Origin of the sequence: Kutzneria viridogrisea DSM 43870, assembly GCF_000525635.1 — a bacterium.
GTDB lineage: Bacteria > Actinomycetota > Actinomycetes > Mycobacteriales > Pseudonocardiaceae > Kutzneria > Kutzneria viridogrisea.
Map to the genome: position 1 here is coordinate 3,943,950 of NZ_CP007155.1, position 19,304 is coordinate 3,963,253.

Consider the following 19,304-nt stretch of genomic DNA (forward strand, 5'->3'; position numbering starts at 1 on the left):
CCCGACTGGGCCATGCGCCTGGACGCGTGGTGGCGAGCCGCCAACTACCTGTCCGTCGGGCAGATCTACCTGCTGGACAACCCGCTGCTGCGGGAGCCCCTGCAGTCCCACCACGTCAAGCCGAGGCTGCTCGGGCACTGGGGCACGGTGCCCGGCCTGACCCTGACCTACGCGCACCTGAGCCGGATCATCATGGCGCGCAAGCAGAAGATGTTGCTGGTGGCCGGTCCCGGGCACGGCGCGGCCGGGCTGAACGCGGCTGCCTGGCTGGAGGGCACGTACTCCGAGTTCTACCCCGAGGTCGGCCAGGACCTGGACGGGATGCGCAGGCTGTTCCGCCAGTTCTCCTTCCCCGGTGGGGTGCCCAGCCACGCCTCGGCGCACCTGCCCGGCTCGATCCACGAGGGCGGTGAGCTGGGCTACTGCCTGGCGCACGCCACCGGTGCGGCGCTGGACAACCCGGACCTGGTCGTCGCCTGCGTGGTCGGGGACGGCGAGGCCGAGACCGGTCCGCTGGCCACCAGTTGGCACGCCACGGCCTTCCTGGACCCGGTCCGCGACGGGGCCGTGCTGCCGATCCTGCACCTCAACGGGTACAAGATCGCCAACCCGACCCTGCTGTCCCGGATGCCGAGGCACGAGCTGAACTCCCTGCTCATCGGCCACGGCTGGCGCCCCGTCGAGGTCACCGGCACCGATCCGCAGGAGATCCACGAGGCCTATGCCGACGCGCTGTCGCTGTGCCTGAACGGGATCTTCGAGATCCAGGGTTCCGCGCGCGCCGGACGCGTGCACGGTGGGCGGCGCTGGCCGATGATCGTGCTGCGCACGCCGAAGGGCTGGACCGGCCCGGACGTGGTGGACGGCAAGCAGGTCCAGGGCAGCTGGCGGTCCCACCAGGTGCCGCTGGCCGCGGTGCGCGAGGACGCACACCACCTGGCGCTGCTGGAGCAGTGGCTGCGCTCCTACCGTCCCGAGGAGCTGTTCGAGGCCGACGGCTCGCCCGTGCCACTGGTCCGCGACCACCGTCCACTGGGGACGCTCAGGCTCAGCGCCAACCCCGTCGCGCACGGCCACACCCAGCGCGATCTGCGGCTGCCCGAGCCCTTCGCGCACCGCGTGGAACTCACCGAGCCCGGCAAGGTCGTGGCGGAGTCGACGAGGCTGCTCGGCGAGTACCTGCGGGAGGCCCTGCGCCTCAACCGAGACCAGCACAACCTGCTGCTGTTCGCCCCCGACGAGCACGCATCCAACCGGCTGGACGCCGTCTTCGCCGAGACCGGGCGGCGGTGGCAGTTGGCCACCGAACCCGGCGACGATCACCTCGCCCACGACGGACGGGTCTTCGAGGTGCTGTCCGAGCACCTGTGCCAGGGCTGGCTGGAGGGCTACCTGCTCACCGGCAGGCACGGGCTGCTGTCCAGCTACGAGGCCTTCGCGCACGTGGTGGACTCGATGGTCGGCCAGCACGCCAAGTGGCTGCACACCGCCGCGCAGGTGCCCTGGCGCCGCCCGGTCCCGAGCCTGAACTACCTGCTCACCTCGCACGTCTGGCGCCAGGACCACAACGGTGCCTCGCACCAGGACCCCGGCTTCGTCGACCACGTGCTCAACAAGCGGCCCGAGGTGGTCCGGGTGTACTTCCCGCCGGACGCCAACTGCCTGCTCGCGGTCGCCGACCACTGCCTGCGCAGCCGCGGGCTGATCAACGTGATCGTCTCCGGCAAGCAGCCCGCGTTGCAGTACCTCGACAGCCGCCGGGCCGCCGCGCACTGCGCGCAGGGACTGGGCGTGTGGCGCTGGGCCAGCACCGACCTCGACGGGGACACCGACGTGGTGCTCGCCTGCGCCGGGGACGTCCCGACCCAGGAGACCCTGGCAGCGGTCGAGGTGCTCCGCGAGTTCGTGCCCGACCTGCGCGTCCGGGTGGTCAACGTGGTCGACCTCGCCCGGCTGGCCCAGCCCGAGGTGCACCCGCACGGCCTCGAGGACACCGCCTACCGGGAGATCTTCACCGAGGACAAGCCGGTCATCTTCACCTACCACGGCTACCCCTGGCTGATCCACCGCCTCACCTACCGGCGCCCCGGCCACGAACACCTGCACGTGCACGGCTTCCACGAGAACGGCACCACGACCACCCCGTTCGACATGTGCGTGCTCAACGAGATCGACCGCTTCCACCTGGCGCTGGCCGCGCTGGAGCGGGTGCCCAGGGTCGCGGGACGGCTCGGGCACATCCGCCAGCAGCTGCTGGACCGGCTCGCCGAGCACCAGGAGCACATCCGGCGCACCGGGGAGGACCTGCCCGAGATCCGCGACTGGACCTGGAACGGCTGATGCGCGCGCTGGTGGTCAACCCGGGGTCGACCAGCCTCAAGCTGTCCATTGTGGACGACGGGGTGCCGGTGGACGGCGCGGTGGTGGCGGACTGGGACGGGGGCCCCGAACTGCCGGCGATCGCGGAGCTGGTGTTCCGCAACGGCAGGGTGGACGCGGTCGGGCTGCGGGTGGTGCACGGCGGGGACCGCACCGGCCCCACACCCCTGGACGAGAACGAGATCGCGGCGCTGAGCAGGTTCGAGCCTACCGTTCCCGTCCACCAGCCCAGGGCACTCGGGCTGGCCCGCGCCCTGCTGCGGGCCATGCCCGGCGTGCCGCTGTTCGGCTGCTACGACACGACGTTCCACACCCGGCTGCCCGACCACGCCGCCACCTACCCGATCCCCGCGGCCTGGCGCCACCGGTTCGACATCCGCCGGTACGGGTTCCACGGGTTGTCCTGCGCCAACGCACTGCGCCGCACCGCGGACCTGCTCGGCCGTGCCGCGGACTCGCTGTCGCTGATCTGCTGCCACCTCGGCGGCGGGGTGTCGGTCACCGCCATCCAGGACGGGCACAGCGTGGACACCTCCATGGGGTTCACGCCGCTGGACGGCGCGCCGATGACCACCCGTCCCGGCTCGCTGGACCCGGGACTGGTGCTGCACCTGCTGCGGGAACTACCGCTGGCGGAGGTGGAGTCCGGGCTCAACCACCGCAGCGGGCTGGCCGGGCTGTCGGGCACCAGCGGGGACTTGCGCGAGGTGCTCGCCCGTCGCGCGGGAGGGTTCGCCGAGGCCGAACGCGCGGTCCAGGTGTACCTGCACCGGCTGTGCCGCGAGATCGCCGCGGCGCGAGTCTCCCTGCGGTGCCTGGACGCGCTGGTGCTGACCGGGGGAGTCGCCGAACACCAGCCGGGGCTGTGCGCGGAACTGGTCGGCGGCCTGGCTTTCCTCGGCCTTGCCACGGATCCAGCGGCCCTGCGGGGCAGCGGCGACCGAGTGGTGAGCCCGGACTGGGCCACCAGCCGCGTGCTGGTCGTGCGTGCGGCCGAGGAGTTGGAGATCGCACGAGAACTCGGCACCGTGCTCACCGCGGTGCACTGAGAGGAGAAGTCATGTCAATCAAGGAGAAGGCATCGGAAAGTGGTGTCGGGCGGATCACGGGGGTCACCACGCGGTGGCTCGCCGTGCTGCGGATCAGCACCGGACTGGTCTTCCTGTGGGCCTTCGCGGACAAGCTGTTCGGGCTCGGCTACGCCACACCGGCCGCCCGCGCGTGGATCGCCGGTGGCTCGCCGACCAAGGGCTTCCTGGCCGGGGTCAAGGTCGGCCCGTTCCAGGACCTGTTCCACGGCATCGCCGGTGCCTGGTGGGCGGACTGGCTGTTCATGGCCGGTCTGCTGGGCATCGGGCTCGCCGTCACCCTCGGGATCGGGCTGCGCCTGGCGGCGGTCACCGGCTCGGTCATGCTGCTGCTCATGTGGGCGGCGGAGTGGCCTCCGGCGCAGACCACCGCCACCGGGCAGCCCAGCGGCTCGACCAACCCGCTGATCGACTACCACGTCATCTACGCACTGGTGCTGGTCGTGCTCGCGGTGACCACCGCGGGCAACACCTGGGGCCTGGGCCGCCACTGGGTGCGGACAGCCCTCGTGTTCGACCGCAGGTGGCTGCGCTGAGGCAGGAGTCAGCTGGCCGGCCGCCACCCGAGTGCCGGACCGAGCCTGGTGGCGATGTCGGTGAGGATCTGGACGTAGTCCTCGTGCTCGAAGGTGAACGGCAACGCGAACGCCACCTCGTTGATCTCGCGGAACGCGGGGTGCGCGTACAGCCGCTCGGCGATCTCCTCCGAGGTGCCGACCAGATCGGGCGCGAACATCAGGCGGGCCGGACCCTGCGGCGTGGCGGTGCGCGGAGTGCGCTTGCGCACGTAGTCCTCGTACTTCGCGCGCTGCTCCGCTGTGGCGGTGTCGGTGGGGATCACGACGAGCCCCTGGGAGACCCGGGCCCTGGCGCCGTCGGGGTGGTGGGCGCGGAAGGCCCGAACGTGGGAGAGCTGGATCCCGGCGAAGTCCTCGGACTCCTCCGCCTTCACCACGCTGCTGGTCAGGAAGTTCATCCCGTGCTCACCGGCCCACTGGGCCGAGCGCAGGCTCGCACCGCCGTACCACATGCGGCGTCCCAGTCCCCGGGCCTGCGGCTGGACGCGGTCGGAGTACTCCTCGAAGCCCTCGACCCCGCTGAAGCCGGTGGCCCGCTCGCCGCGCACGAAGTCCAGCAGCCTGCGCACCCGCTCGTAGCCGAAGTCCTCGACCTCCGAGGTGGTGGGGTACAGCGCCTGCTTGACCCGGTCGTAGTGCATCGGCGGGCCCACGCTGACCCCGGGGTTGAGACGGCCACCGGACAGGATGTCCACCGTGGCCAGGTCCTCGGCCAACCGCAGCGGGTTCTCCCAGCCCAGTGGGATGACCGCCGTGCCCAGCTCGATCCGGCTGGTGCGCTGCGAGGCCGCCGCCAGCACGGCGACCGGCGAGGAGATGCCGTACTGGAGGTGGCGGTGCCGTACCCAGGCGCTGTCGAAGCCCAGCTGCTCACCCAGTTCGATGACGCCCAGCGTCGACTCGTGGCCCCTGCGGGGATCGGCCGCGTCGAACAGGCCAATGGTCAGAAAGCCCAGCTTCAGCAACGGCTCCGAGGGCAGCGGCACAGTGGTCCTCTCCGCGGGGTGTTCAGCGGCAAGCGCCGCGATCATCTCAGCTGAGCGACCCCGTGTCGCGCGAGGCGGATCGGCGTCCAGCCCGTGGACGCCCGCTACCGCGAGGCCTCACACCGGTGCGGTCACGCGTTCAGCCTGCGCAGCAGGAGGGGGTTCCCGGGCGCGACCGGGCGTAGGCGCACGCGGGCGTCGACGATGGAGCAGCCCTTGGTGTGGGTGATCACCGGGTTGAGGTCGAGTTCGGCGACCTCGGGCAGCAGTTCGGCCAGGCGACCGACGCGGAGCAGCACCTCGTGCACAGCGTCGAGGTCGAGACGCTGCTCGGCCAGTGCGGGGGACCCGCGCAGTCCAGTGAGCAGGGCAGTGGCCTCAGAGTCGGTGACCGGGACCAGACGGCAGGCCCGGTCGGCGATCAGGTCGGTCTCGGTGCCGCCCAGCCCGAGCACGACCAGCGCACCGAAGCCGGGGTCCCCGGCGATACCGACGAGCAGCTCACGACCTGGCGGGGCCATCGGCTGCACGACGAGTTCGACCAGCGCGGTGCCGAACCGCTGTTGGAGCTGAGCCACAGCGGCACGCACCGCGGACTCGTCGGCGAGGTTCAGCGCCACGCCACCGCTGGCGGTCTTGTGCAGCACACCGTACACCGAAGCCTTGACCGCGACGGGCGTACCCAGCCGCCGCCACGCGTCGACAGCTTCCTCGGCGGTGTGCACGGCGACGAGGTCGACTACCGGTAAACCGAAGCACCGCAACAACTCCACGGTCTGCGTGGGGTCCAGCCAGCCATGCTCGGGCGCGGCACCGACCAGTGCGCGCGCGGCCCGCAGGTCGATTCCGTCCAGATCGGGCACGGCTCCTTCCGGCGTGGACAGCCAGCGCTGCCGCGCGACGGCGTTGGCCAACGCGGTGGCGGCCACCGCGGGGTCGGCGAAGGTGGGCAGCGCGCCGCCACGGGTCCGCACCGCCTCGGCTTGGGTCAGGTCGACGGCGAGCACGGGCTTGCCGTGGATCGACTCGGCCAGGCTGTTGGCAGGATCACCCAGCGCGGTCGGCACCGTGATCGCCAGCACGGCGTCGACTTGATCGTCCTCGGCCGCCGCCCGTACGCAGCCGGCGAACACCGAGGGGGAGACCCCGGCGCTGGTGTCCACGGGGTTGCCCAGGCAGGCCTGCGCGGGCAGCAACTCCGTGAGCCGGGCGGTCAGGCCGGGCGACGGGTCGGCCAGCACCAGGCCCTGCTGGGCGCACGCGTCGGCGGCCAGCACCCCGCCGCCACCCGCGTTGCTCACGACCACCACCCGAGGACCGGAGGGCAGCGGCTGCTCGGTGAGCACTGCGATGGTCGCGAGCAACTCGGTCAGGGTGTCCACGGCGATCACGCCCGCCTGGCAGTACAGGGCGTCGCGTGTGGTGGCGGGAGTGGCCGTCGCCGCGGTGTGCGAGGCGGCGGCCCGGCGGGCGACCTCGCTGGTGCCCGTGCGCACGGCGAGCACTGGCTTGCGGCGGGCGAGCCTGCGGGCGAGCCGGGCGAACTTGCGGGGGTTCCCGAAGGACTCCAGGTAGAGCACGGCCAACTCGGTGTTCTCGTCCTGCTCGAACCACCGCAGCAGGTCGTTGCCACTGACGTCGTACTTGTCCCCGGTCGAGACGAACGCCGACACCCCCAGGCTCAGCCGCCGCAACTGGTCGAGCAGCACGATGCCCGCGCCGCCGGACTGCGTCACCACACCGACCGCGCCGCGGGGTGCGCGGACGGCGGCGAAGGTGGCGTCCAGGCGGACCGCCGGATCGGTGTTGGCGATACCCAGGCAGTTCGGCCCCACCACACGCATCCCGCTGCCCCGCACGGAATCCAGCACTGCCCGGTGCAGGGGCGGATCACCGGTCACGCCCGCGGTGATGATCACGACTGCCGGGACACCGCGCCGGGCGCAGTGCGCGAGCACCTCCGGCACGGCGCTCGCCGGCGTGCACACCACCACGAGTTCGGGCACCTCCGGCAGGTCCAGCACCGAGGCGTGGCAGCGCACGTTGGAGATCCAGCTCGCGTGCGGGTTGACCGCGGCCACCGTGCCGGCGAAACCCGCGTCGAGAACCCGGCGCAGCACGGCGTTGCCGACCGAATCGGCCCTGCGGCTCGCACCCACCACCACGAGACTTGCCGGCCGCAGCAGGGAGCGCATGCTCGCCACGTCCGCGCGCGCCTCCCGGCTGGCGACTGCCTGCTCGTACCGGTCGTCCTGCTCCAGCGCGACCAGTACCCGGACCGTCGCACCGTCCCGGTCCAGACGCACTGGCAGCCCGAGGTCGGCCAACACCCTCAGCATCGCCGAGTTCTCCGCGAGCACCTCCGCCTCGAACTGCCGGACCCCACGCTCGCGAGCCGTCTCAGCCAGGTGCTCCAGCAGCAGCGTGCCCACCCCGTGCGCCTGCACCTCGTGCCGAACCGCCACCGAGACCTCCGCGACGAACGGGTCGGCGACCACCTCGTAGCAGGCAGCGCCGATCAGCGAGTCGCCCATGAAGGCACCCAGTGCGCAGCGGTGCACGTCCGCGGTGGTCATCCGCACCACGAGCTGGTCCAGCCGCATGGGCTGTGCCGTGAAGAACCGGAAGTAGCTGCCCCGCTCGGGCAGCTCCTCGTGCAGGGCGCGCACCTCGGCGGCGTCCCGTACGTCCAGCGGGCGGATCGCGGTGACCGTGCCGTCGGTGAGCAGCGCCCGGATCGGGCTCACCGCGAGGCCTCCCGCGTCCTGCTGGTGACCACGGCCCTGACCGCACCGGGTACGCCCTCGGCGATGACCTGGGCGACGTGCCGGTCCACGGCGTCGTCGTACTCGTCGAGCACGGTGACCACGCCCTCGTGCACGGTGACCGCCCAGCGGTCGGCGCCGCCGTAGTTGGCCAGCCGCGAGCAGACGGCCACACGGATCTCCTCGTCGTCCCTGGCGATCACCCGCAGCAGGTCGCGGCGGGTCAGGATGCCCACGACCTCGGCCCCGTCCACCACCGGAACGCTGCGGAGCCGGTCGGCCAGCATCATGCGGGCGACCTGCGCGCAGTCGGTGCCCGGTGAGACCGCCACCGCCGGGCTGGACATGACCTCCGCCACGAGCATCGCGGGCGGCAGTTGGTCGGTGACCTCGTCCCAGATCCGGCTGCGTGGGTCCACCGGGATGCGGCCGCGCAGCACGTCGGCCTCGCTGAGCACGCCGACCAGCCGGCCATCGACGTCCACCACCGGCGCCGAGGTGAAGCCGTGCCCGGCCAGCACCGCGGCCGCCTCCTTCACCGACTGCTCGGCGTGCAGCACCACGACGGGGCTGCTCATCACGTCCTGCGCCCTCATGGTCAGCTCCTCGGCGAGTGCAGCGCGGGTATCGCGGTGGCCACTGACGTGTGCTGCCCGGCGAGGACCACGGCGCAGGAGGCGTTGCGCAGCACGGCACGTTCGGTGCGGCCCGTGGCCGTGCCCGCGCGGTGCCCAATGACGGCCATCGCGCAGAACTGGGAGTGCCAGCTCAATCCCTCGTCCGGCGGGCAGTCCAGGGTGCGCAGCTGGATTTCGACGGCGGGGTGGCGGACCGCGAGCGTGGCCACCGCGGCCAGCACCTCGTGGCGAAGCCGGATCCCCGCGGTGGAGCGCTGCACCTGGCAGTGCACCACCCGCACGGCCCGGCCCAGCCGGTCCGCCTCGGCGAAGGCCCACTCCAGTGCCGGCCGCGAGCGCTCGGTGCCGTCCGCGCCGACCAGCACCGGCTCGTCCTGCTCGGACCACAGCACCGAGGACCCGACGGCCACGACCGGGCAGAAGGCCTCGGCCGCCGCGCCCGCGACCAGCGGGCGCCGACGCACGTCCTGGTCCACCACGAGCAGGTGTGCGGTGTCCGACAACGCGACCAGGGCGTCCACGACCGGCTGTGCCTCGATGGCGACGGTCAGCGCCAGCTGGGGGAACCTGGTCCGCACGTCGGTCACCGCACAGCCGGCCGCGCGCATGGCCGCGGTCGGGTCGCCGGTGTCCGCCTCGGCCAGCACCACCCGCAGCGGGGAGCCGGTTCTGGCCGCGTACTCGGCCGCCCAGGTGACGGTGGCCAGCGAGCAGTGCTGCGGGGTGAGTCCCGCCACGACGGTAGGACCGGTCATCAGACACCTCCGGGGATCGCCGGGCAGATCCCGGTCAGCAGGTCGGTCACGGGACGGCGGGGCGTGGCGGGCACCGGGCTGCCGAAGCCGACCCGCAGCACCACCTGGGGCACCGCGCCGGAGCCGAGGAGCCGGCGCAGCCGGGCGTGCTGCGCGGGGACCTCGATGGGCTGGGACAGGAAGGAAGCACACATGCCCAGCTCGGTCGCGGTGAGCAGCACCCGTTGCAGCGCCTGCCCGGTCTGCAACTCGGCGAGTGGCCCCTCGTAGTAGGAGCACAGCACCACCAGCAGCGGGTCGTGCTCGAAGTCCTTGCCCTCACGGCGCGGGCGCAGGGTCCTGGCGTTGTAGTCGCGCAGCACCCACTCGTCCTGTGGCTCGGGGCTGGGGCCCGCCGCCGTCGCGGGCACGCCGTCGAACTGGTCGGCGCCCCGCCCGGTCCAGGTGATCAGCTCACCGACGAAGGCCGCGTCGGCCATCTGCACCCGGTGCGCCGCGGCCACCAGCCTGCGCAGCTCGGCCCACTCGTCCCTGCCGGTGACCACGTGCAGCCAGGACCGCTCCTGCTGGGCGGCCTTGACCAGCTCCGTCGTGTGCGTCGCGGGCACGGCGACGTCGTGGAAGGGCTTGCGGTTGGTGCGCCTCCGGTCGATCGACCGGCGAGCCGCCTGCGCACTGGCGCTGGGTGGCACGTGTCCGCCATGGCGCACCACCGCCAGCGCGTGGTCCGCGCTGGCACCGGGCAGCAGGCTCACCAGCGGCTTGATGCCGTAGGTCTCCACGGCCACCCGCAGGTTCAGCAGTGCCGCGCCGCAGGCCAGCCGCAGTTCGCGGTCGGTCGGATCGGTCGCGTGCAGCCTGCGGGCCAGGTCCGCGTGCAGCTCGATCCGATCCGGCAGGACCCGGAACCGCCACGGCTGGGTGTTGTGCACCGAGGGCGCCCTGCTGGCGGCCTCCAACACGTCGAGGACCTCGTCGGGGCTGAGCCCGATCGAACCCGGGATCATCTCGTCCACGGCCACACCTCCCTCCTTTTCGGCTCAACGGTGCGGCAGCGGGGACTGCCGCCGACACGGGCCAAAGTCCCTTCGGGTTAGGGCCGGTCCTCCACCTCGGTCACACGTCTTGGTACCCAGTGGTCCACGTGGCAGGCTTGTCCGGTCGCCGATCACAAGGGAGTGCCGATGCCCGACCGCACCTCCGGGAGCCTGGCCGCACTGGCTTCGCTGCGGCTGGACGAGTTGCTCGGCGAGGTGCAGGAGCGGCTCACCGAGATCGCCAGGACCAGGGACCGGTTGCAGGGCCTGCTCGACGCCGTGCTGGCCGTCGGGTCGAGCATCGAGCTGGACTCCACGCTCGCCCGCATCGTCCAGGCCGCCGCCGACCTGGTCGACGCGCGCTACGGGGCACTGGGCGTGCTCGGCGGGGACGACGGGCTCTCGGAGTTCGTCTACATCGGGATCAACGCCGAGACCCGCCAGCTGATGGGCCACCTGCCCGAGGGCCGCGGCCTGCTCGGTCTGCTGATCCACGACCCCAAGCCGATCCGGCTGGCCAAGCTGAGCAGCCACCCCGCCTCGGTCGGGTTCCCCGCCAACCACCCTCCGATGAACAGCTTCCTCGGCGTTCCGGTACGGGTGCGCGAGGAGGTGTTCGGCAACCTCTACATGACCGAGAAGCGCGGCGGCGGCGAGTTCACCGCCGAGGACGAGGTGGTGCTGCGCGCGCTGGCCGCCGCGGCGGGCGTCGCGGTGGAGAACGCTCGCCTGTTCGAACGGTCCCAGTTCCGCCAGCGCTGGTTGGAGGCTTCCTCGGAGATCCGGGCGGAGCTGCTGGGCGGCTGCTCGGTGCAGGACGCGCTGCTGCTGGTGGCCCAGCGCTGCCTGGAGGTCACCGGTTCGCACTCCGCGCTGGTCCTGCTGGCCGAGGAGGACCAGCTCAAGGTCGGCGCCGCGGCGGGCGGCAACGCCGAGCTGGTCGCCGGACGGGAGATCAGTGCGTGTTCGACCGCCGACGACACCGCGCAGGTCCTGACCGACCTCGCCGAGGTGTTCGGCGACCAGCTGGCGGACCTGGGTGCGGGCCCCGCGGTGGTGGTGGCCCTGCGCACCGCCAACGGGATCGGTGGGCTGCTCGTCGCCGCGCGGGGCACCGGTGCGCCCAAGTACCTGCCCGCCGACGTGCCCGTCGTGGCCTCCTTCGCCGACCAGGCGGCCCTCGCGCTGGAGTTCGCCGAGAAGCAGAGCGCCCAGCGGCTGCTGGACGTGCTGGCCGACCGCGACCGCATCGCCCGCGACCTGCACGACCACGTGATCCAGCGACTGTTCGCCACCGGGCTGAGCATGCAGGGCACCCTGCGGCTGATCACCGACCCGGCCGTGCGCAAGCGGGTCCAGGAGGCCGTGGCGCAGCTGGACGAGACGGTGCGGGAGATCCGCACCTCGATCTTCGACCTGCACGCCAGCGAGCAGGGGGACAGCCTGCGCCGCCGACTGCTCGGCATCGTCTCGGAGGTGGCCGGGGACGGGACGCCCGCTCCCTCGGTGCGCATCTCCGGTGCCGTGGACACCATCGTGCCCGCCGCGATCGCCGTGCACGCCGAGGCCGCGCTGCGCGAGGGGCTGTCCAACGCGGTGCGGCACGCCAGGGCCAAGTCGATCGTCGTCACCGTGGACGCCCAACAGGACCTGGTGATCGAGGTCCTCGACGACGGCGTCGGCATGCCCGAGGTCCTCGCCCGCAGCGGGCTGGGCAACCTGGAGGCCCGCGCCCGCGAGTGCGGTGGCTCGATCGAGGTCGGCTCGGAACCCACTGGTGGCACGCGGTTCGTGTGGCGGGTCCCGCTGCCGTGAGGACACTGCCCTGACGCACTGCCCTGGGGGCCGAAGTGCCCTGTCCCGGCGGTCCGTCCGTCCCTTCGGGGCCGGTCCGGACGGACCTAACGTCGAAGACGGGCCTGCCTACCGAGAGGTGCGTGATGACGATGAGCACCACAGCCCGCACGACAATGCCGGTGATCCCGGCGCGCACCCGGGACCCACGGTGATCGCGCGACACATCGACCACGCCCCTGAGGTCAAGGCGCTGGTCGATGAACTGTTCGGAATGCTCGCCGCGGGCGGGGGCCAGGACTACCGGGACGCGATCGCCGCCGAGTACTGCCGGCCGGGCCAGCAGATCACCCACCGCAGGGTCGGCGACGGAGTGCTCAGCGTGGTCACCGACCCGCCTCGCGGCCAGCGCCCCGGCCGGGTCACGCACCTGGTCTACGGGCACTGCACGAGCAAGCAGATTCGCGCGGACCTCGTCGCCAGGGGACTCGGCTCACTGCCGATCGTCAGTGTCTACCCGCCCGCGGTCCTGCTCGACCCCGCCGCCGGGGACTGACCGGCCCCCGGCGCTGAGGTGTCACTCCTGGCCCTGGCGCCCGCTCCGGTTCGACCGCAGTTCGGAGGCCAGGATCGCGGCCTCCGTGCGGCGCTGCATGCCGAGCTTGGCCAGCATGTGCGACACGTAGTTCTTCACCGTCTTCTCCGCCAGGAACATGCGCTCGGCGATCTGCCGGTTGGTCAGCCCCTCACCGACGAGGTCGAACACGGCCCGCTCCTGGGCCGACAGTTGCCGCAGCGGATCAGCGCGGTCCTGGTCGCGGCGCAGCCGGGCGAGCAGCGCGGTGGTGGTCCTGCCGTCCAGCAGCGACTGCCCGGAGGCCACCGTGCGCACGGCGTTGACCAGGTCGCCACCGAGGACCTGCTTGAGCACGTACCCGGCCGCCCCGGCCATGATCGCGTCGAACAGGGCCTCGTCATCGGAGTACGAGGTCAGCATCAGGCATCGCAGTCGCGGCATCACCGCGCGCAGTTCCCGGCACAGCTCCACCCCGTTGCCGTCGGGCAGCCGCACGTCCAGCACGGCCACATCGGGCTGCTCCCTGGGGATCCTGGCCAGTGCCTCGGCCACCGACGCGGCCTCCCCGACCACGGTGACGTCTGCCTCGCCCTCGAACAGGTCGGCGATGCCGCGCCGGACGATCTCGTGATCGTCCACCAGGAACACCCGCGTCGTCATGGCGACCACTATCCCAGGTCCGGGCAGGGCTTCACACCCGAGTCCGCAGGGTCCTGAGACCCTGTCTGGTGCGGTCGGGTGGCGGCCACGCTCGGGAGTATGACCACCACCGTGGAGTTCAGCACCGCGGGACTCTCCGACCGAGAGGTCCGCCGTCGCCTTCAGGTGTACGGCGCCAACGAGCTGCCCCAGCGGTCCACCGGCCACTGGTGGCGGGAACTGGGCAGGCAGTTCACCCATCCGCTCGCCCTGCTGCTGTGGTGCGCCGCGGCGCTGGCCGCCGGGTCCGGGTCCACCGAACTGGCCGTCGCGATCCTGGTCGTGATCCTGCTCAACGCCCTGCTGGCCTTCGCCCAGGAGCGCCAGGCCGAGCACGCGGTCGAGGCGCTCGGCCGCTACCTGCCCCAGTACGCCCAGGTCGTGCGCGACGGCCGCCGGCTACGGGTGCCCGCAGCCGGGCTCGTCCCCGGCGACCTGCTGCTGGTCGAGGAGGGCGAACGCGTGTCCGCGGACGCCCTGCTCGTCGAGGGCACCGTGGAGGTGGACAACTCGGCGCTGACCGGCGAGTCGGTGCCAGTGGTGCGCAGCGCCGACCCGGCCGCCGCGCAGACCAGGAGCCTGGACTCGCCCGCGCTCGTCTTCAGCGGCACGGTGTGCACCGGGGGATCGGCCCGGGCGGTGGTGCTCGGCACCGGCACGCACACCGAGTTGGGCCGGATCGCGGCGCTGTCGCAACGTGTGCACACCGAGGAAAGCCCGCTGGAGAGCCAAGTCCGCCGCGTGGCCTGGTTGATCGCCGCCGTCGCCCTCGGCGCGGGGGTCGCGTTCCTGCCGCTCGGCCTGCTGGCCGGGCTCACCCTCTCGGCCGCCCTGCTGTTCACCATCGGACTGCTCGTGGCCAACGTGCCCGAGGGCCTGCTGCCGACGATCACGCTCGCGCTGGCCGTCGGGGTCCGCGCGATGGCGCGCCGTGGCGCCGTGGTCAAGCGGCTGTCCGCGGTGGAGACGCTCGGCTCGGTCACGGTGATCTGCACCGACAAGACCGGAACCCTGACCTCGAACCAGATGCACGTGGTGGAGGCACACCCGGCGACCCGGGAACTGGCCGAGGTGCTCTACCGCTGCGGGACCGCCACAGACGGCGCGGGTGACCCGACCGAGGTCGCCCTGCTGGCCCACGCGCGCAAGCTGGGCGTGACCGATCCGATCGAGGTCCGCGACACCGAGCGGCTCGCGGTCAACCGGTTCGACCCGCGCCGCAAGATGATGTCCACAGTGGACTCGGTGGCCGGTGCGGTCGTGGTCAACCTCAAGGGCGCACCCGAGGCCGTGTTCGCCCGCTGCGCGCAGGACACGGCCGGGTACCAGCGACTTGCCGAGCAGATGGCCGGGCGCGGGCTGCGGGTGCTTGCCGTGGCGCGCAAGTCCTGCCCTGACGGGCAGGTGCCCGATCAGCAGGCGGCCGAGCGGGAGCTGCGCCTGGTCGGCGTGGTCGGCCTGCTCGACCCGCCCCGTCCCGAGGTGGCCGCTGCCGTGGAATCGGTGCACCGCGCGGGGATCCGGGTGCACGTGGTCACCGGCGACAACGGGCGCACCGCGGCCGAGATCGCCAGGCAGGTCGGCATCGCCGCCGACCGCGTCCTCGAGGACGCGCAGGTGCAGGCCATGTCCGAGCCCGAGCTCGACGAGCTGCTCGCCCGCGGTGGCGAGATCGTCTTCGCGCGGGCCACCCCCGAGACCAAGCTGCGCATCGCCGACGCCCTGCGCCACCGCGGCGACCTGGTCGCCATGACCGGCGACGGGGTGAACGACGCCCCTGCCCTGCGGCGCGCGGACATCGGCGTCGCCATGGGCCGCAACGGGACCGACGTCGCCCGCGAGGCGGCGACCCTGGTGCTCACCGACGACAACTTCGCCACCATCGCCGCGGGCATCGAGGAAGGCCGCCGCGTCTTCGACAACGTGCGCAAGTTCGTGCTCTACATCTTCGCCCACGCCGTGCCGGAGGTCGTGCCGTTCCTGCTGTTCGCGCTGTCCGGCGGCGCGATCCCGTTGCCGCTGACGGTGTTGCAGATCCTGGCCATCGACCTGGGCACCGAGACGCTGCCCGCACTGGCGCTGGGGCGTGAACCGGCCGAGCCGGGGCTGATGGGCAGGCCGCCCCGCGCGCGGTCGGAGGGAGTCGTGACCAAGCGTTTGCTCTGGCGCGCGTGGGGGCTGCTCGGTTCGGTCTCGGCGGTGCTCGCGCTGGTGGCCTACTTCGCCGTGCTGCTGGCCGGTGGCTGGTCGCCCGGAGCGCCGGTCGGTGGCGGAACCCCGCTGCACCAGGTGTATCTACAGGCCACCACGGCCACCTTCGTGGCCATCGTGGCCTGCCAGCTGGGCACCGCCTTCGCCGCCCGCACCGAGTGGGCCTCGCTGGCCTCGGTCGGGCTGACCGGCAACCGGCTGTTGCTGTGGGGCTGCGGCTTCGAGATCGCCTTCACCGCCGCGCTCGTGTACTGGCCGCCCCTGCAGGAGGTCTTCGGCACCGCCGCGCTGCCCGGCTGGGTGCTGCTGCTGATGCTGCCCTTCCCCTTCCTGGTGTGGGGCGTGGACGAACTCGACCGGTGGCGTCGCCGCCACCGCGACCCGAGGAGGCGATCATGATCGTGGTGGGGATCGACGGCACAGCCGTGTCGCGAGCTGCGCTGGAATGGGCCGTCGAGGAGGCCGCGGTCCGCGACTGCGTGGTGCACGTGGTGCACGCATGGACCTTCGACCCGCAGTCCGACCTCCTGCCCGCTGAGGAGCTGCACGAGAACTCGTTGCAGCTGCTGCACGATCAGGTCAAGTCGGTGCGGGGCCGCTCGCACACCAAGGGAATCCGCCGCAGCAGCGTGCGCGGGAATCCGGCACGGGCACTGGTGGACGCCGCGAGCGAGGCGGAACTGCTCGTGCTGGGCAGCCACCAGCGCGGCCCGCTGGCCGGGCTGATCCTCGGTTCGGTGAGCGCCGAGTGCGTGCGCCGCGCCCGCTGCCCGGTCGTGATCGTGCCCCCGGCCCACGAGGACTGATCGCCATGGTTGTGTTGACCCGACTGGCCCGCACACTCGGATTCGATCAGAACCCGTTGCGGCGCTGCGTTGATCGTGTCGACTCGCTGCTGATCGGGCTCACCCTGGTGACCGCGCTGGCGATCCCGGTCGGCGGAGTCCTGTTCGGACGGCAGCTGCTCGACTACGAGGCCGGGCTGTCCGCCGAGCAGCTGGCCACCCGCACCTCGGTCACGGCCGAGCTGGTGACCGAGGCCGACTCCCACGGCATGCGTCCCAGCGAGGGCAGTGCCACCGCGCGGGCGAGCTGGACCGCGCCGGACGGCACGCCGCACACCGGCACTGTCTCGGTGGCACGTGGACAGCACGCCGGTGACCGCGTGTCCCTCTGGCTGGACGCCTCGGGTCACGTGACCGGCCCGCCGCTGCGGCCGGGGGACGCCACGGCCGTCGCCGTCGCCGTGGACCTGGTTCTCGTCATCGGCGCGGAAGCGGTGCTGCTGGTCCTGTTCTGGCTGTTGCGCTGGCCGCTGGACAAGTGGCGGGAGCACCTGTGGGCGGTTGACTGGTACCGCGCCGACACGAACTGGAACCAGGGAAAGGTCTAGGTGAGCACGATGCGTGGACGTGGCGGTGACCGGGCACTGCTGGCACTGGTCGGCGTGATCGCGGCCCGTCGAGGCGGCGCGCGGTGAGGGGCTGGACGCGCAGGCAGTGCGCGCGCATCATCGCGGCGGCACGGCGCGTACCCGTGCTGTCTCCCGAACGGCCCTGGGTGGTGCAGTTCGACGGGCACACCGTGCGGCTGTACGAAAAGGTCGGGCAGGAGCGGCACGACAGCGCGGGCCTGGACCGCCTGCTGACCTGCGGCATGGCACTGGTCGCCGTGGTGCACGCGGTGCGGGAACTCGGTTGGCAGGTCGAGGTCGACCTGGACCAGGACCCCGCCGCACCCGACCTGGTCGCCGCCGTCGTGCCCACCGAGCACCGCGTGTCTCCGCTGTCCGTGCCGCCGTGCCTGCGCGAGGCACGACTCGAACTGATCAACGACCGCGGCCGGGTCGCCGCGTTGGCCGCTGTGCTGCTGGACGCCAGCCGCAGGCTGGACGGCGACCACCTGTGCGCCCGCGAACTCGCCCCCTGGCTCACCCAGGCGACCCGCGCCCGCGTCACGGTCCCCGCGCATCGGCACGTCACCGTCGAGCCCTATCCCGACGCGGTCTGCGCGATCGCCGCGAACCTGCTCGCCCGGCCGATGGTCATCGCGGTCACCGACGGGGACGACCGCCGGGACCACGTGCTGGCGGGCGCGGCGATGCAGTTGGCCGCCGAGGACCTGCGCCAGTGGGGGATGAGTCTGCACCCGGTCGTGCGCCCCATGCACCTGCGCGACCTCCGCCTGCGGCTGATGACCGAACTGGGGCTGGGCGGCTTCCCGCAGGCCCTGCTCGGCCTCAGCCCGCCTGTCACCTGTTGAGGAGCGGCACGATGTCCACCACGATCCTCGTCGGCGTGGACGGTTCGGCCCACGCGCTGCACGCTGTCCGCTGGGCCGCCCGTGAGGCGACAACCCGGGGGCTGGGGCTGAAGGTGGTGCACGCCTACGCCGTGCCCGCCATGCAACTGTCCACCGTCGCCCACGCACAGATCGTCGCCGAGGCGCGCAAGTGCCTCGTCGAGGCCGTGGACGTGGTCCGCGGCGAACACCCGGGCCTCGCCGTGTCGGTGGACCTCAAGGCCAAGGCCCCGGTCCGGGCGCTGGTCGAGGAATCGGCCGCGGCGCGGATGGTCGTGCTCGGGTCGAGGGGGCTCGGCGGTTTCACCGGCCTGCTCGTCGGATCCACCTCGGTCGGTGTCGCCGCGACGGCCCGTTGCCCGCTGGTCCTGGTCCGAGGCGCCACCGCGGACACCCCGCCACCCGGGCGCGGCCCGGTCGTCGTCGGCGTGGACGGCTCACCCGCCAGTGAGGCCGCACTCGAGTTCGCCTATGAGACCGCGGCCCTGCACGACGCGGAGTTGGTCGCCGTGCACACCTGGAGCGACCTGATGCTGGCCTGGGGCGAGTCGATCCCGTTGCCCGAGTCGGACTGGTTCGCCCAGCAGGCCCACGAGCACCGGGTGCTCGCCGAGCGGCTGGCCGGGTGGGCACAGAAGTACCCGGACGTGGTGGTGCACCGCGTGGTGCACCAGGACAGGCCGGTGCGCAGACTGCTGGCGGAGTCGGCCAACGCCCGGCTGCTGGTGGTCGGCGCCCGGGGCAGGGGAGGGTTCACCGGCATGCTGGTCGGCTCGACGAGCCAGGCACTGCTGCACCACACGCGGTGCCCGCTGGCCGTGGTCCGGCCCGAGACCGTCCATTGAGGACACTTCTGCCGGGAAGGGTAGAAGGTCACTGCGGGGCAGGGTCTCGGGCGACTGCCGTGCCAGTCCACGACGGCGCAGCCTGGAGCCTGGGATGAGGAGGCTGTCATGCACGTGCTGGTCACCGAGCAGATCGCGGGGGACTGCGCGGACCTGGTCCACGCACTGCGAGAACTGGGCTGCGTGGTGAGTACCTGCCACGACGCGGGCGGCGTGTGCACCGCGATGTCCTCGGCCCGCCGCTGCCCGCTGGACGGGGAACCTCGGGTGGACCTGCTCGTGGACGTGCGCGCGGGCGGTACGGAGATGACCGTTCGCGAGTTCGGTGCGATCTGCGCGGCGCGTGCCGAACTGCCCGTCATGCTCGTCGCGCCCGAGCGCCTGCGGCGGCCGACCGTGCCCTGGGGACTGCACGGGAGGGCGACCGCGGTCCGGATGAGCGCCCTGCTCGACGCCTGTGCCCGCACGCTCCACGCCAGGTCCGCCCGACGGGGTACCTCGTGACCGTGCGCGACATCGCCTGCCACTGACCACATCTGGCCATCCTGGGTGTCCGCCCGCTGACCATTGTGCGGCAGTACGTGTCAAGCCCGGGAATCGCGGTGAAAACCGTTCTACTGTCGCAGGTGGCGAGGATGTGACGCGGGGATG

Annotated in this window: 17 protein-coding genes; 11 read left to right on the forward strand and 6 right to left on the reverse strand. The window is 72.4% G+C overall.

Features of this window, described 5'->3' with window-relative positions; genetic code table 11:
- The first annotated feature begins 12 nt into the window (after positions 1-12).
- The 3 genes from KALB_RS17675 to KALB_RS17685 are packed head-to-tail and all read left to right on the forward strand — an operon-like array spanning position 13 to position 4,003.
- Positions 13-2,340 (forward strand): phosphoketolase family protein, encoded by a 2,328-nt coding sequence (locus KALB_RS17675; protein WP_236650359.1) that lies wholly within the window; start codon positions 13-15, stop codon positions 2,338-2,340.
- Positions 2,340-3,428: an acetate/propionate family kinase gene (locus KALB_RS17680; protein ID WP_025357048.1), complete on the forward strand. Its 1,089-nt coding sequence runs from the start codon at positions 2,340-2,342 to the stop codon at positions 3,426-3,428. The genes KALB_RS17675 and KALB_RS17680 overlap by 1 nt, the downstream gene beginning before the upstream one ends.
- Positions 3,429-3,439: 11 nt before the next feature.
- Positions 3,440-4,003 (forward strand): DoxX family membrane protein, encoded by a 564-nt coding sequence (locus tag KALB_RS17685; protein WP_025357049.1) that lies wholly within the window; start codon positions 3,440-3,442, stop codon positions 4,001-4,003.
- 8 nt (positions 4,004-4,011) lie between these two features.
- Here KALB_RS17685 and KALB_RS17690 read toward each other — a convergent pair whose 3' ends face one another.
- From KALB_RS17690 to KALB_RS17710, 5 genes are all read right to left on the reverse strand, one after another.
- Positions 4,012-5,076 carry an LLM class flavin-dependent oxidoreductase gene (locus KALB_RS17690; protein ID WP_201771930.1) on the reverse strand — a complete coding sequence of 355 codons (1,065 nt, stop codon included), beginning with the start codon at positions 5,074-5,076 and terminating at the stop codon, positions 4,012-4,014.
- An 86-nt stretch (positions 5,077-5,162) separates the two neighbouring features.
- Positions 5,163-7,778, reverse strand: coding sequence for a bifunctional acetate--CoA ligase family protein/GNAT family N-acetyltransferase (locus KALB_RS17695; RefSeq protein WP_025357051.1), 2,616 nt, complete (start codon positions 7,776-7,778; stop codon positions 5,163-5,165).
- Positions 7,775-8,392 (reverse strand): CBS domain-containing protein, encoded by a 618-nt coding sequence (locus KALB_RS17700; RefSeq protein ID WP_025357052.1) that lies wholly within the window; start codon positions 8,390-8,392, stop codon positions 7,775-7,777. Before KALB_RS17700 ends, KALB_RS17695 begins: the two co-directional genes overlap by 4 nt.
- 2 nt (positions 8,393-8,394) lie before the next feature.
- Positions 8,395-9,189 (reverse strand): universal stress protein, encoded by a 795-nt coding sequence (locus KALB_RS17705; RefSeq protein WP_025357053.1) that lies wholly within the window; start codon positions 9,187-9,189, stop codon positions 8,395-8,397.
- Positions 9,189-10,196 (reverse strand): Acg family FMN-binding oxidoreductase, encoded by a 1,008-nt coding sequence (locus KALB_RS17710; RefSeq protein ID WP_025357054.1) that lies wholly within the window; start codon positions 10,194-10,196, stop codon positions 9,189-9,191. The genes KALB_RS17705 and KALB_RS17710 overlap by 1 nt, the downstream gene beginning before the upstream one ends.
- A gap of 177 nt (positions 10,197-10,373) precedes the next feature.
- On the opposite strand from KALB_RS17710, the gene KALB_RS17715 reads away from it, so the two are divergent.
- Together KALB_RS17715 and KALB_RS17720 are read left to right on the forward strand one after the other, a co-directional pair.
- Positions 10,374-12,041 carry a sensor histidine kinase gene (locus KALB_RS17715; RefSeq protein ID WP_025357055.1) on the forward strand — a complete coding sequence of 556 codons (1,668 nt, stop codon included), beginning with the start codon at positions 10,374-10,376 and terminating at the stop codon, positions 12,039-12,041.
- A 118-nt stretch (positions 12,042-12,159) separates the two neighbouring features.
- Positions 12,160-12,576 carry a hypothetical protein gene (locus KALB_RS17720; protein WP_025357056.1) on the forward strand — a complete coding sequence of 139 codons (417 nt, stop codon included), beginning with the start codon at positions 12,160-12,162 and terminating at the stop codon, positions 12,574-12,576.
- Positions 12,577-12,597: 21 nt separating this feature from the next.
- Here the strand turns inward: KALB_RS17720 and KALB_RS17725 are convergent, their stop codons facing one another.
- The gene (locus tag KALB_RS17725) at positions 12,598-13,257 is read right to left on the reverse strand and encodes a response regulator transcription factor (RefSeq protein WP_025357057.1); all 660 of its coding nucleotides are present in this window, start codon (positions 13,255-13,257) and stop codon (positions 12,598-12,600) included.
- Positions 13,258-13,356: 99 nt separating this feature from the next.
- On the opposite strand from KALB_RS17725, the gene KALB_RS17730 reads away from it, so the two are divergent.
- From KALB_RS17730 to KALB_RS17755, 6 genes are all read left to right on the forward strand, one after another.
- Positions 13,357-15,906, forward strand: a complete 2,550-nt coding sequence (locus tag KALB_RS17730) for a cation-translocating P-type ATPase (RefSeq protein ID WP_025357058.1) — start codon at positions 13,357-13,359, stop codon at positions 15,904-15,906.
- Complete coding sequence (locus KALB_RS17735; RefSeq protein WP_025357059.1) at positions 15,903-16,313, forward strand: universal stress protein; 411 nt, start codon at positions 15,903-15,905, stop codon at positions 16,311-16,313. Before KALB_RS17730 ends, KALB_RS17735 begins: the two co-directional genes overlap by 4 nt.
- A 5-nt stretch (positions 16,314-16,318) precedes the next feature.
- Positions 16,319-16,900, forward strand: coding sequence for an Rv1733c family protein (locus tag KALB_RS17740; protein ID WP_025357060.1), 582 nt, complete (start codon positions 16,319-16,321; stop codon positions 16,898-16,900).
- A gap of 83 nt (positions 16,901-16,983) precedes the next feature.
- Positions 16,984-17,769, forward strand: a complete 786-nt coding sequence (locus KALB_RS17745; protein WP_025357061.1) for a hypothetical protein — start codon at positions 16,984-16,986, stop codon at positions 17,767-17,769.
- A gap of 11 nt (positions 17,770-17,780) precedes the next feature.
- Positions 17,781-18,653, forward strand: a complete 873-nt coding sequence (locus tag KALB_RS17750; RefSeq protein ID WP_025357062.1) for a universal stress protein — start codon at positions 17,781-17,783, stop codon at positions 18,651-18,653.
- 108 nt (positions 18,654-18,761) lie between these two features.
- Complete coding sequence (locus KALB_RS17755; RefSeq protein ID WP_025357063.1) at positions 18,762-19,157, forward strand: hypothetical protein; 396 nt, start codon at positions 18,762-18,764, stop codon at positions 19,155-19,157.
- The last annotated feature ends 147 nt before the right edge of the window (positions 19,158-19,304 follow it).